12 protein-coding genes are annotated in these 13336 nt (G+C 43.6%); 10 read left to right on the top strand and 2 right to left on the bottom strand.

Annotated elements, in window-relative coordinates:
• Positions 1–38 precede the first annotated feature (38 nt).
• The 4 genes from ACOSVQ_RS07800 to ACOSVQ_RS07815 all read left to right on the top strand — a co-directional run bounded on the left by ACOSVQ_RS07800 (position 39) and on the right by ACOSVQ_RS07815 (position 4431).
• Complete coding sequence (locus ACOSVQ_RS07800; protein WP_102963700.1) at positions 39–458, top strand: RidA family protein; 420 nt, start codon at positions 39–41, stop codon at positions 456–458.
• 47 nt (positions 459–505) lie between these two features.
• Positions 506–1798, top strand: coding sequence for an NAD(P)/FAD-dependent oxidoreductase (locus ACOSVQ_RS07805; protein ID WP_491981984.1), 1293 nt, complete (start codon positions 506–508; stop codon positions 1796–1798).
• A gap of 52 nt (positions 1799–1850) precedes the next feature.
• A complete protein-coding gene (locus tag ACOSVQ_RS07810; RefSeq protein WP_491981985.1) occupies positions 1851–3251 on the top strand; it encodes an APC family permease in 1401 nt (466 codons plus the stop codon).
• A 208-nt stretch (positions 3252–3459) separates the two neighbouring features.
• Positions 3460–4431: a glutathione S-transferase family protein gene (locus ACOSVQ_RS07815; protein WP_491981986.1), complete on the top strand. Its 972-nt coding sequence runs from the start codon at positions 3460–3462 to the stop codon at positions 4429–4431.
• A gap of 96 nt (positions 4432–4527) precedes the next feature.
• Here the strand turns inward: ACOSVQ_RS07815 and ACOSVQ_RS07820 are convergent, their stop codons facing one another.
• The gene (locus ACOSVQ_RS07820) at positions 4528–4788 is read right to left on the bottom strand and encodes a putative hemolysin (RefSeq protein WP_165314027.1); all 261 of its coding nucleotides are present in this window, start codon (positions 4786–4788) and stop codon (positions 4528–4530) included.
• A gap of 315 nt (positions 4789–5103) precedes the next feature.
• On the opposite strand from ACOSVQ_RS07820, the gene ACOSVQ_RS07825 reads away from it, so the two are divergent.
• The 6 genes from ACOSVQ_RS07825 (at position 5104) to ACOSVQ_RS07850 (ending at position 12573) form a co-directional block, all read left to right on the top strand.
• Positions 5104–6036, top strand: a complete 933-nt coding sequence (locus ACOSVQ_RS07825) for an exopolyphosphatase (RefSeq protein ID WP_165314026.1) — start codon at positions 5104–5106, stop codon at positions 6034–6036.
• A gap of 220 nt (positions 6037–6256) precedes the next feature.
• Positions 6257–6775, top strand: a complete 519-nt coding sequence (locus ACOSVQ_RS07830) for an NUDIX hydrolase (protein ID WP_491981987.1) — start codon at positions 6257–6259, stop codon at positions 6773–6775.
• Between the two features lie 220 nt (positions 6776–6995).
• A complete protein-coding gene (locus tag ACOSVQ_RS07835; RefSeq protein ID WP_491981988.1) occupies positions 6996–8813 on the top strand; it encodes an extracellular solute-binding protein in 1818 nt (605 codons plus the stop codon).
• Positions 8814–8821: 8 nt separating this feature from the next.
• Positions 8822–9910, top strand: a complete 1089-nt coding sequence (locus tag ACOSVQ_RS07840) for a microcin C ABC transporter permease YejB (protein ID WP_491981989.1) — start codon at positions 8822–8824, stop codon at positions 9908–9910.
• A 5-nt stretch (positions 9911–9915) separates the two neighbouring features.
• The gene (locus ACOSVQ_RS07845) at positions 9916–10962 is read left to right on the top strand and encodes an ABC transporter permease (protein ID WP_491982179.1); all 1047 of its coding nucleotides are present in this window, start codon (positions 9916–9918) and stop codon (positions 10960–10962) included.
• On the top strand, positions 10963–12573 hold the full coding sequence (locus ACOSVQ_RS07850) for an ABC transporter ATP-binding protein (RefSeq protein ID WP_491981990.1): 1611 nt from the start codon (positions 10963–10965) through the stop codon (positions 12571–12573).
• 84 nt (positions 12574–12657) lie between these two features.
• On the opposite strand, the gene ACOSVQ_RS07855 is transcribed toward ACOSVQ_RS07850, so the two are convergent.
• Complete coding sequence (locus ACOSVQ_RS07855; RefSeq protein ID WP_491981991.1) at positions 12658–13233, bottom strand: TetR/AcrR family transcriptional regulator; 576 nt, start codon at positions 13231–13233, stop codon at positions 12658–12660.
• Positions 13234–13336 lie beyond the last annotated feature (103 nt).

Here is a 13336-nt window from a genome sequence, read left to right on the forward strand (position 1 = left end):
AAACCTATTAGTACTTCACTTTCATTTAGGAAATCAGCATGGCGCAGATCGTCAAAGTCAAAACCGGTTCAAAGTTCGAAGAAATGGGCAGTTATTCGCGAGCCGTTGCCGTCGACAATTGGATTTACGTATCGAACACAGCAGGGCGTAATCCCGAAACACAATTGATTAGTGAAAGTGTGCTTGAGCAGACTGAGCAAGTATTTAGCAATATCGAAAGGGCTCTAAAAGCACTAGATAGTTCGCTCAATGATGTTGTGATGTCACGTGTGTTTATTCAAAACCCAGAAGATGTATCGATTGTTATGGAACTGATTGGCACTAAATTCAGAGGAATAAACCCAGCGACGACAGTTACGTGTCCACCTTTGGGCTCAACCATTTACAAAGTTGAGTTAGAGATAACCGCGTACCGAGGTGCTTCAGGTTTGGAAACACAACAAATCGTCATAGCGTAATGGAGTGTGGATGGGGCGATGCCTCATCCTTTTTAGGATAAAGGATTATGACTAAAACCCTTGAACGAATTCAGACTACAGATGTGATTCCAGAATCGACCAGTGTGGTGATCATTGGTGGTGGAATTGTTGGTGTTAGTGCAGCACTGACCTTAGCAGAAAGAAATATACCTGTGGTGTTGCTTGAAAAAGGACATATAGCTGGAGAGCAGTCATCTAGAAACCTTGGTTGGATTCGTAAGACAAACCGACATTTTGATGATGTACCTTTGGCACTAGCGGCAGATAAACTCTGGGCTCAGATGTCACAAAGAGTCGGACGTGATGTTGGATATAAACAAGCAGGCATCATGTTCTTATCCGATTCAGAAGAACAATTAGCGATGCATGAAAGCTGGTTGGAATCGGTTAAGTCGCTGGAATTGGACTCACGTATGTTAACGCCTACGGAAGTCGACGCTATGGTTCAAGGTGGAAAAGGCAAATGGTTGGGAGGCATATACACGCCTTCAGACGGTCGTGCAGAACCTGCGATTGCAACCAGTGCTATGGCTCAAACCGCAGTTAACAAAGGTGCTATTTTAGTGCAGAACTGTGCGGTACGTGGGCTATCACGTTCTGCGGGAAAAGTGACTGGCGTTGTGACTGAACAAGGCGAGATTCGATGTGAACAAGTGCTTTTAGCGGGTGGCGCATGGTCACGTCGCTTCTTGGATAACGAAGGCATTTCTCTTCCGACATTGCCACTGATCTGCTCAGTGATGCGAACTAAACCAATGGAAGGACCAACCGAGATTGCCGTTGGCGCGTCAAACTTCTCTTTCCGCAAACATCAGGATGGTGGATTCATCATCACACAGCGTGGTGCTCTGGATGCACCTTTATGTCTAGATCATCTATTAATCGGACACCGATACTTGAGCCAACTTAAGAGTCAGAGAAGTTATTTACGTGTATCACTCGGCAGTTATTTCTTAAAAGATTTAGCAATTTCAAGGCGTTGGGACAGAGGTTCTAGCTCACCTTTTGAGAAGGTGAGAACGATTGACCCATTACATAATAGCGGATTAAATCAGGAGGCCTTAACCAATTTACGCAAAGCCTGGCCGGCGTTTGACAGCGCACAGATTGAAGAAGCTTGGGCTGGACAAATCGATGTCACACCAGATTCAAACCCTGTTATTGATCGGATAAAGGATATTCCGGGATTAACTATTGCGACGGGTTTTTCAGGGCATGGCTTTGGTACAGGACCTGCGGCAGGGCAGTTAGCTGCAGATTTAGTTAGTGGTATGAACCCTATCATAGATCCGTCACCTTATCGGTTTGACAGACTATAGGTTGAACATTTGGTTTAGGTCATAAGACTCTATTTACAAAAGGAATTTGGATATGAGCGACACATCATACTCAAGCAAAATTGCTACCGCTGAAGGATCAGCGGCTAAAACAAAAATCAAGAAAATGGGATTGCCAACCATGATGGCAATCTGTATCGGTCTTGTCATTGTGCAAGGTGCGATGATCTCAGCAACGCAGGGTATCGGTATAGGTGGCATGGCGTTTGTTGCTGCGATGATTTGTGCATACATATTGGCGCAATTCAACGCGATGAGTTTTGCGGAACTGTCACTGATGTTCCCGCAAGAAGGCACACTAGCCACTTACACACAAAAAGCGATTGGTCACTTCCCTGCGATAGTGTCCGTCTTTTCGGGTTATGTGGTGGTCGCGATTTTGGCATTGCCAGTAGAAATGTTCTTGGTGGATGCCATGTTGGCTGAATTGCTACCGGGCTTATTCCCTGAAAAGTTCGTGCCGATTGCGATTTTGGTTATTTTGAGTATCACTAACCTGATTGGTGCAGACGTGTTTGCGAAAGTTCAAAACATGTTAGCGTTTGTCTTGGTCAGTGCGCTGGTGCTGATTGGTATCTTCGCTATTACCGGAGTAAATGAACCGCATCCAGTTTTAGCTGGCGATAGTGTCGACTGGAGTTTCGGCGGAGTATTGGATGGCAGTTTTGTTGGCTTAATCGCATTAGCTATGTGGTTGATGGTTGGTGTTGAATTTATCTGCCCAATGATCAATGAAGTGCAGAACCCAACAAAAAATGTACCGCGAGCGATGCACTGGTCACTAACCATGATATTCGCCATATTCCTAGCATTTGCTTACGGTGCAACACTGTATCTGGATGCTGAAACATTGGTTACTTCACCGATTCCATACCTAGATTATGCAAATGGTGTGTTTGGTCAAAGTGGTTTGCTAATTGCGACTGTGATGGCACTGACGGCGACATGCAGCACGATTAATACAATTCTGGCGTCTATTCCTAGAATGTTGCACGGCATGGCGATGCAAGGACAAGCATTCCCTCAGCTAAAAGCAAAGAATCGCTACGATGTACCGTGGGCTGGTGTGGTGATGATTGCAGCGTGTACAGCGATTGCATTCATGTTTGTTGATATTGATTCACTGATTGTGTTGGTTATAGCCGCAACGACAAGCTGGTTGCTAGCGTACATGGTGGCTCATATTGACGTGATTGTATTGCGTAAGAAACTGCCTAATCAAAATCGTCCTTATAAATCGCCTTTCTTCCCGATTCCACAGATCTTAGGCATCATTGCAATGGGGTATGTCGCGTTGCATAACTCGCCATCTGAAGAGATGACGCAAATGGTATACAGCGTTGCTGGCGGCATCTTGCTGATTATCAGTGTCATTGGTGCACTTTGGGTGAAGTTCTATATGAAGCGTGGTTTGTTTACACCTGATATGAATTAACCAAGATATTCTTTCTTTTACTAAAGCCAACAGTGGCAAGCGCTGTTGGCTTTTGTCATTTCATCGTGGTTATAAATTTTATAAACGAATTGTTGATTATTTCTCATTGAATACACCATTGTTCTAATTTCTGATGGTAATCATACTGAGTTCAGATTTAGAAACGAGCACATTTACTCGTTTAAGCCGATTCAGATAAGGGGTTGCCATGTTAGTTGAAGGTAAATGGACAAAAGATTGGAAAGCCATGCAGAAAGCTGACGAGAAAGGACGTTTTGTTCGCCAAGTATCGAGTTTTCGCAACTGGATTACGCCAGATGGCAGCGCAGGTCCAACAGGTACTGGTGGTTTTAAAGCGGAAGCGGGTCGCTACCGTTTGTACGTCGCTTTCATTTGTCCCTGGGCTTCGCGAACACTGATGGCTCGCAAACTAAAAGGTCTTGATGAATACATTGATGTCACGGTGGTTAACCCTGTGATGACTAACCAAGGGTGGAGTTTTGCACAATACGCAGGCTCAGATTCTGATCCACTGTTTAACTCAAACTATTTGCATGAGATTTACACTCGCGCAGATTCATTGTTTACGGGACGTGCAACTGTACCTGTCTTATGGGACATGCAACAGAATGTGATGGTAAATAACGAAAGTGCCGACATATTACGCATGTTTGACACTGCATTTGAACACTTAGTGCCATCGAATGTTCGTCTGTATCCTGAACAATACGCAAGTGAAATTGATGAGCTAAATCCTCGTATATATGACCTACTGAACAACGGTGTCTATAAAGCAGGTTTCACGCAATCACAGGAATCTTATTTGGAAGCTGTGACAGGTGTTTTCTCGATGCTTGATGAACTAGAACAACGTTTGGAAGGTAAAGAGTATTTAGTGGGTAATCAACTGACAGAAACGGATGTAAGAACTTTCGTTACTCTGATCCGTTTTGATGCGGCATACCACGGCTTATTCAAAACGAACCTTAATCGCATAGCCGATTACAAGAATCTATCTGCGTATATGGAGCGAATTCTGCGATTACCGGGTGTGATTGAAACGGTTAACATGGACCATATCACTACAGGTTATTACTCAATTAAAGATCTAAACCCTGCGGGTATAAAACCGATTGGACCCAAGCATATTGATGATCTACTTCGTTCAGTAAGTCACTAAAACGAAAAGGCAGCTTAGGCTGCCTTTTTCTCTATTTCTGATTTGGCTATCAATCCACTAATCGCTAATGTCCAATAAAAAGATAAAGAGCGGTGGTTACTGTTTGTCTTTATCTTGGCGATTTTCGTAGTATTCCCATTGTTCATACTTCTCGTCTTCGGAAAGAACACAGTATGTTATGCGCTTTTTGTTCTCTGTGAACATGGTAAGTGTGCCACCTTGCTGTACACAGTAGAGTGAGGCTGGGCTTGTGGTTGCTTCATACTCTTTCACATCGTATTCATCCGGTTCGTTCGAGCAGCCAACGAGTAGGGCACTACCTATTAACGCTGAAATCACGATACTGTGTTTTTTCATTGGGTATCTCCATGGGCTATTGAGTTTGTTTTAAATTCTTTTCACTTAACGTTTGGTTCGTTCATATCGGCTTCGTTTACCCAAGTTATTGAGAAAAACATGCCAACAGCTTTCTGATTTGATGCTGATAATTTACGTCAAGTTATTACGCTATATGGAAATTGTAGAATATTTTTTTAAAAACCATTGTCTTAAGTTTGTTAAAAAAATGATGCTGTCTAAAATTAAGGCATAGTGCTTTCTTGAGTTGAGCATCAATAGTGGTGAAAGCACTAGGGGAAGGATGACTGGTATAAAAATTTAGGGGATTAGCTAATGACGGAGAAAAAGTATCGGCTTGTCACGCGAAGTGACTTTGACGGGCTAGTATGCGCGGTTCTGCTCAAAAAACTTAACTTGATTGATGACATTAAATTTGTGCATCCCAAAGATATGCAAGACGGAAAAATAGACATAACAGAAAACGATATCACTACCAACTTGCCCTATGTTGCAGATGCCTTTCTGATATTTGACCACCACCTCTCTGAGACGATTCGTAATACTGAGCCTAGACTGAATCACATCATTGACCCTGATGCGCCATCTGCCGCGAGAGTGGTATGGGATTACTATGGTGGTTTAGATGTGTTTCCTGAAGCTTGGTTGGAAATGATGGAGGCGGTAGACAAGGGTGACTCCGCTCAATTTACGCGCGACGAAGTGTTGGATTCGACGGGTTGGAATTTACTTAATTTCTTGATGGACGCTCGCACTGGGTTGGGGCGTTTTCGTGATTTCAGAATCTCCAACTACAACTTAATGATGGATCTTATCGACTATTGCGGTAATCACACTATTGAACAAATTTTAGATTTGCCCGATGTGAAGGAGCGTATTGAGCTCTATCGCGAGCATGAAAATATGTTCAAAGAGCAGGTTATGAAGTGTGGCACTGTGTATAAAAATCTGGTGGTTTTGGATTTAACGGGCGAAGAGGTTATCTATGCGGGTAATCGTTTCATCATTTATGCGTTATATCCGCAGTGCAATATTTCGATTCATAAAATGTGGGGATTCCAAAAACAGAATATTGTTTTCGCTACCGGCAAATCGATTTTTGATCGCAGCTCCAAAACCAATGTGGGTGAACTGATGCTTCAGTATGGTGGTGGCGGTCATCATGCTGCTGGTACTTGTCAGATATCGGTTGATCTTGCCTCACAAGTTGAACAAGAGCTGATTAAGAAAATTACTGCAGACGGCTAATGAGATATCTCTGATCTCAATTTCGTTGATGTTCTTTTTACCCATGTACTGGTAAGTGACAGGTAGGTAACTGATAGATAACTAACTGATAGATAAGTAACGGATGTTCATTAGCGAACATCCATGTAACTGTTATCCATGTAATTTGCCCCGTTTAGCGGGGCTTTTTTTATGCTACCATCCGCGCCAAGAAATAGATGGAACAAGGTATTTATACGCTATGAGACATTTGCAAACGGCTGTACATCCAGATGTGGAACGCCTTAGCCAGTATTCCGTTCTCCAACGTAAAGCAACCCGAGCGATCGTCATTGATGGTGAAGACATTTTGATGTTGTACACCGAGCGATATCACGATTACACGCTCCCTGGTGGTGGTTTAGATGACGGGGAAGATGTGCTTGCTGGTTTGGTGCGTGAACTGGAAGAAGAAACAGGCGCACAAAATATTCATTCCATCAAACCTTATGGAATCTACGAAGAGTTTCGTCCTTGGTACAAAGACGATTGTGATGTGATGCATATGATTTCTTACTGCTACACCTGCAAAATTGATCGTGAGCTGGGCAAAACTCAATTTGAAGATTATGAAATCCGCAATGGCATGGAGCCTCGTTGGATCAACATTCATGAAGCTATCGCTCACAATGAAAAAACCATGCTTGAAAGCCCTAAGAAGGGGATGAGCATTGAACGTGAAACCTATTTGCTACGTTTGATTGCGCAGGAAATGTTGTAACTCTGAGATTCAAATCTATCCAACCGCAAATTTCAGTGATTTCTTGCAAAACGCTGTATCTTTTGCGGTTTCGTTCTGTGAAAACTTCTCTATACTTATCCAAGTGACTGAATTATTAATAATATCCGGTATTGTGGCTGCCTTGCGTTCTAGCTATACGACTTAGCCATAATTCAGTTTTATAAATAGCGGCAATTTGATCAGTAAAAGGATTTGCAGAATGGGGAATATCAAGCCAGTTGCTTTAGGTGTTGTGTTAGTCACACTTAGCCAGATTTCCATGGCTGATGTTATAGAAACCACCAGTTTGGTTGGTTTTGGGGAAGCGAAATACCCGCAAGGTTTTACTCATTTTGATTACGTCAATCCGAATGCTCCTAAATACGGTAAAGTCACCTATGGTCAGGTAGGTACGTACGATAACTTTAACCGTTATGCTTCCCGCGGTGTTCCAGCAATGGATAGCGGAGAGCTCTATGATTCACTGATGTATTCACCCACTGACGAAATTGACTCCTACTATCCACTCATCACTGAAAAAGTCCGATATTCTGATGACTACACTTGGCTAGAGCTAGACATCAACCCCAAAGCTCGTTTCCAAGATGGCAAACCTATTACTGCTGCGGATGTTGAATTCACATTCAATAAGTTCATGACAGAAGGCGTTCCCCAATATCGCGTTTATTACAAAGAGATCAAATCCGTTAAGGCAATTGCACCGCTGACGGTACGAATTGAAATGTCTGAGCCTAACCGAGAAAAACTGTTTGGTTTTGCTCAAGGTACTCGAGTATTGCCAGAACATTTTTGGAAGGATAAAAACTTCGCTGAACCGCTAAGTGAGCCTCCGATTGGCAGTGGTCCTTATAAGATAACTGATTACAAAATGGGTCAGAGTGTGACTTACCAGTTGGATGACAACTACTGGGCAAAAGATCTGCCTGTGAATGTTGGGCGTAATAACTTCAAGCAAGTCCAGTATGATTATTACCGTGATGATACGGTGATGCTGGAAGCGTTCAAGGCGGGCGAGTTCGATTTACGTCAGGAGAGCCAAGCGAAGTTCTGGGCGACATCTTACACTGGCGTTAACTTCGATAATGGCTTTATCAAGAAAGAAGAAATCGAACACAATGCGCCAGCCAGTACGCAAGGTTTTGTCTTCAACACTCAAAAACCAGTATTCCAAGATGTGCGAGTTCGTGAAGCACTAAACTATGCGATGGATTTTGAGTGGATGAACAAGAATATGTTCTACAGCCAATATTCTCGCACTCGCAGTTATTTCCAAAACACCGATTATGAAGCGAAAGGTTTGCCTAGAGACGAAGAGCTAGCCATTCTTAATCCGATTAAGCAAGCGATACCACCTCGCGTATTCACAGAAGAGTACCAACCGCCAGTGACAGATGGCAGTGGTCGTATCCGTACGCAAATGAGAACCGCTTTCGCGCTGCTGAAAAGTGCTGGTTGGGAGCTGAAAGACAAAGTCATGGTGAACGTTGCGACGGGCGAACCAATGACGTTTGAACTGTTGATTTATAACCCAACCACTGAACGTATTGCGATACCTGTACAAAAGAACCTGAAATTGATGGGTATCGACATGAAGATTAGAACCGTTGATAACACACAATATATCAAGCGATTACGTGACCGTGATTTTGATATGGTTTCTTCATCCTTCTTTGCAAACCCATTTCCTAGTTCCAATCTTATGATTGTATGGAACTCAAACTACATTGATTCGACCTATAACACTGCTGGAGTGATGGACCCGGTTATTGACGATTTGACGCTGCAGATTTCGAAAAATCAGGAGCAGCCGAAAAAGCTATTAAGTTTGGGACGCGCTCTCGATCGTATCTTGCAGTGGAACTTCTACATCATTCCACAATGGCATTCGAGCCTGTACCGCGTTGCGATGTGGGATAAATTCGAGCGACCAAGTGTGATGCCGAAATACGATTTGGGTTTAGATACGTGGTGGATTTCGCAACAGAAAGCTGAAAAGTTGCCTGAGAAGCGTCGTTAAGAGGGTATATGGCTGCGTATATTTTCCGCCGTCTGCTGTTGGTTATTCCAACGCTGTGGGCAATCATCACCATAAACTTCTTTATCATCCAAATCGCACCGGGTGGTCCTGTTGAACAAGCGATTGCACAGCTTGAAGGGCAGACATCCGGTGTGATGGAGCGCTTTTCTGGCGGTGGTCAGGAAGTCGATTTATCCAAAGCTGACAACGGCAGCAGTGGTGGCTACAAGGGTTCACGTGGATTAGATCCAGAGGTAGTTGAAGCGATTAAACGTCAGTTTGGTTTTGATAAGCCGCTACACGTTCGATACTTCGATATGCTGAAAAACTATGTCACGTTTAACTTCGGTGAGAGCCTATTCCGTGGCGGAAACGTGATTGATTTGATAGTCGACAGACTTCCGGTCTCCATTTCATTGGGGCTGTGGAGTACGTTAATCATATATCTGATTTCCATCCCCTTAGGCATAATGAAAGCGATTCACCACGGCTCACGCTTTGATATTTGGTCGAGCGCGCTAGTGATTGTGGGTTATGCCATCCCCGGATTTTTGTTCGCCATCATTCTTATCATCCTATTCGCTAGTGGCAATTACTTTAGTTGGTTCCCGTTACGCGGACTGGTTTCGGACAATTTCGATAGTCTGACTTGGTATCAACAGGTCATCGACTATTTCTGGCATTTGGCGTTACCAACCTGCGCAATGGTGATAGGTGGATTTGCCACATTGAGCATGTTGACTAAAAACTCATTTCTGGATGAGATAAACAAGCAATATGTGGTAACGGCGCGAGCAAAGGGGCTCGACGAAGGAAGCATTCTTTATAAGCATGTGTTTCGTAATGCCATGTTGATCATCATCGCGGGCTTTCCCAGTGCGTTTATCAGTATTTTCTTCACTGGTTCGATGTTGATTGAAGTGATGTTTTCGCTTGAAGGTATAGGTTTATTGGGCTTTGAATCCACTATTCAACGAGATTATCCAGTGGTGTTCAGCTCACTCTATATCATGACTCTGCTTGGGTTATTGCTCGGTATTATTTCGGATCTCACCTATACATGGGTTGATCCGCGCATTGACTTTGAGGCGCGCTGATTGTGTTGGCATTAGTAAAAAAGAAACCTGTAAATCCGCTGCATATAGCGAGATGGCAGCGATTTAAAGCGAACCGCCGTGGATTTTGGTCGCTATGGATATTTTCACTGCTGTTTATCGTCAGCTTGTTTGCGGAAATGATCGCTAACGATAAGCCATTGTTTATTTCTTACGATAGTCAGTGGCTTTTCCCTGTATCCAATGCTTATTCAGAGACGAAATTTGGCGGTGAGTTTGAAACTGAAGCTGACTACACCGACCCATACGTGGTGGAATTAATAGAAGAAAAAGGCTACATCATTTGGCCACTTATCCGCTTTAGTTACGACACCATTAACTTCAATATTCAAGGCTCAGTGCCGTCTGTTCCGGACTCGGTGAACTGGCTGGGTACGGACGATAAAGGGCGCGATGTGCTGGCTCGCATCATCTATGGTTTCCGTATTTCTGTGTTGTTTGGCTTTGTGCTCACTATTGTATCGTCATTCATTGGTGTGATTGTGGGAGCAACGCAGGGCTATTATGGCGGTTGGTTAGATTTGATTGGGCAGCGTTTTATTGAAGTATGGTCTGGTTTGCCAACGCTGTTTTTACTCATCATTTTATCCAGCTTTGTGGAACCTAATTTTTGGTGGTTACTGGGGATCATGGTGCTGTTTAGCTGGATGAGTTTGGTAGGTGTTGTTCGCGCAGAATTTTTGCGTTGCAGAAATTTTGATTATGTTCGCGCGGCGCAAGCTATGGGAGTAAGTGACTCGCGCATTATGCTGCGTCATATGTTGCCAAACGCTATGGTGGCTTCACTGACTATGATGCCGTTTATTCTTTCTGGATCAGTAACGACATTAACTTCTTTAGATTTCTTGGGTTTTGGTCTTCCTGCGGGTTCACCTTCATTGGGTGAATTGCTTGCGCAGGGCAAAGCGAACTTACAGGCTCCGTGGCTCGGTATTTCTGCGTTTGTCGTGCTTTCTATGATGCTAACTCTACTTGTTTTTATTGGCGAAGCTGTGCGTGACGCCTTTGACCCAAATATGCAAAGGAGAGGATAGATGAGCGAACATTCGTTAAAAATCGAAAGCCTGCTTAAAATCGAAAATCTCTCTGTAGGTTTCGGTCGTGGTGACGCTATCGAGAAAGTCACAGAGCAAGTTTCTTTCTCCATCAGTAAAGGCGAAACACTGGCGCTGGTAGGAGAGAGTGGCTCTGGGAAATCGGTCACCGCCAATGCAATATTAAAGTTGTTACCGAAGGGCTCTGCTCACTATCTTGAGGGTAATATCCAGTTTTCAGGCTTAGATACGCTTAGCTGTTCTGAGCGACAACTGAGAGGCATTCGTGGTGGGCGCATTGGCATGATATTCCAAGAGCCGATGGTCTCGTTGAATCCTCTGCATAAGATTGGCAAGCAGTTGGTGGAAACATTGGCCATTCATCGTGGCGTCAGGCAGAAAAAAGCCGAAGAGCAGGCAATTGGCTGGTTAGCGAAAGTCGGTATTCGTCATCCCGAACAAAAGATCAATGCTTACCCTCACGAGCTTTCAGGTGGAGAGCGGCAAAGAGTAATGATAGCGATGGCGCTGATTAACGAGCCCGAGTTATTAATTGCTGATGAGCCAACAACTGCACTTGATGTCTCTGTACAGGCGCAGATTCTCGACTTGCTGAAAGCGTTACAACAAGAGCTGGGAATGGCAATGCTGTTCATTACTCATGACTTAAGTATTGTCAGACGGATTGCTGATCGTGTCGCGGTTATGCAGCACGGCAAGCTGGTGGAAATCGAAGCGTGTAAAACGCTTTTCTCCGCACCAAAACATCCATATACCAAGTTGCTAATCGAATCCGATCCGCGCGGTGTACCTGTTAACGTCGATATAAACAGTCCAAGTTTGCTGACCACTGAGCAGTTGAAAGTGTGGTTCCCAATTCGAGGTGGGCTACTAAGAAAAACCATTGCACATATCAAAGCGGTCACTGATATGAAATTTGACCTGAAAAAGGGACATTCGATTGGTTTAGTGGGTGAAAGTGGTTCAGGTAAGTCCACAACAGGTATGGCGATCCTCAAGCTGGTCGAGTCACAAGGTTCTATCCGCTATCAAGGTGCAGAGCTACAAGGATTAGACAGAAAAAGCATGTTGCCTTATCGAAGTCGTATGCAGGTGGTATTTCAAGATCCATTCTCTGCGTTGAATCCGCGTATGTCGGTAGCACAAGTGATTGGTGAAGGTTTGAGAGTGCATTTTGAACATGATGAACAAACCATAGACCAGCTAATTTGTGATGTGATGAAAGAAGTTGACCTTGACCCTGAGACTCGCCATCGCTATCCAAACGAGTTTTCAGGTGGGCAGAGGCAGCGTATTGCTATTGCGAGGGCTCTGGTATTAAAACCAGAATTTATTCTGCTTGATGAGCCTACCTCTTCACTCGACCGAACAGTTCAAGCTCAGGTGTTGGATTTGCTTAAATCTTTGCAAGAGAAGTATGGCTTAACCTATTTGTTTATTAGTCACGACTTAAACGTAGTGAAATCGCTTTGCCATTACACCATTGTGATGAAACAAGGTGAAATCGTAGAGCAGGGCGAAACTCAGGCTTTGTTCAACAAGCCTTCACATCCTTACACTCAAGAGCTGGTAAACCTGTCTTCGTTCTAAATAGGCTTTAATCCGCTTTTTATTTAGCTTTAATCAGCAGTTTTAGATCTTAACCAACAAAGTTTAGGTTTTAATCAGCAAAGCTTAGCTTTTAATCAACAGAAGCAAGGTGGTTAAAGCCGAATCCAAATCTTCAATACGCTTAGCTTTTCCAAGCACGCGCATGCCTTGCATTTGTGTGAGGATCAGTTGCGCCAAAGCATGTGAGTCGTGACTTGCACGCAGCTTATTCTGGCGTTGCGCACGAGCAATGGCATTTGAAATGATGCTGATCAAATGATCAAACAGGAAATGACCTTTCTGTAATACGGTGTCATCGGTGCCAGCATGCTCCACTAGGGCATTTTGCATAAAGCATCCACAGTTGTTCAGTCTTTGCAGCTCGGCAAATTGTTTTAGAAACTGTTCAAGTTCTTCAAGGGAAGCATGTTCATTTTCCAGTGATGATAGGGCGGGAAAAGAGACTTTTGTGAGGTATTTTTCCAAAGCTTCGTAGTAGAGGTTTTGTTTATCGCCAAAAGCGTTGTATAGGCTGAAACGATTGATTTGCAGTGTATCGATCAGGTCAGAGATCGCAGTATTTGCGTAGCCTTTCTGCCAGAATAGCTTCATTGCTTGAACAAGCTTTTCATCTCTATCAAAGTTACTTTTTCTCGCCATATCGCTAGTCTCATTTGCAATAATTAATTCTTGACTGATCGTTTAGAAAACGCATAAAGTCTAACCTAAACGATCGGTTAGATAAAGCCAAAATAAAAGGAAC

This window comes from Vibrio sp. HM8-C (assembly GCF_058630515.1).

Excerpts from the sequence above, each read along its gene's own strand:
- ACOSVQ_RS07800 (WP_102963700.1), top strand. The coding sequence starts at position 39 with ATGGCGCAGATCGTCAAAGTCAAAACCGGTTCAAAGTTCGAAGAAATG.
- ACOSVQ_RS07805 (WP_491981984.1), top strand. The coding sequence starts at position 506 with ATGACTAAAACCCTTGAACGAATTCAGACTACAGATGTGATTCCAGAA.
- ACOSVQ_RS07810 (WP_491981985.1), top strand. The coding sequence starts at position 1,851 with ATGAGCGACACATCATACTCAAGCAAAATTGCTACCGCTGAAGGATCA.
- ACOSVQ_RS07815 (WP_491981986.1), top strand. The coding sequence starts at position 3,460 with ATGTTAGTTGAAGGTAAATGGACAAAAGATTGGAAAGCCATGCAGAAA.
- ACOSVQ_RS07820 (WP_165314027.1), bottom strand. The coding sequence starts at position 4,788 with ATGAAAAAACACAGTATCGTGATTTCAGCGTTAATAGGTAGTGCCCTA.
- ACOSVQ_RS07825 (WP_165314026.1), top strand. The coding sequence starts at position 5,104 with ATGACGGAGAAAAAGTATCGGCTTGTCACGCGAAGTGACTTTGACGGG.
- ACOSVQ_RS07830 (WP_491981987.1), top strand. The coding sequence starts at position 6,257 with ATGAGACATTTGCAAACGGCTGTACATCCAGATGTGGAACGCCTTAGC.
- ACOSVQ_RS07835 (WP_491981988.1), top strand. The coding sequence starts at position 6,996 with ATGGGGAATATCAAGCCAGTTGCTTTAGGTGTTGTGTTAGTCACACTT.
- ACOSVQ_RS07840 (WP_491981989.1), top strand. The coding sequence starts at position 8,822 with ATGGCTGCGTATATTTTCCGCCGTCTGCTGTTGGTTATTCCAACGCTG.
- ACOSVQ_RS07850 (WP_491981990.1), top strand. The coding sequence starts at position 10,963 with ATGAGCGAACATTCGTTAAAAATCGAAAGCCTGCTTAAAATCGAAAAT.
- ACOSVQ_RS07855 (WP_491981991.1), bottom strand. The coding sequence starts at position 13,233 with ATGGCGAGAAAAAGTAACTTTGATAGAGATGAAAAGCTTGTTCAAGCA.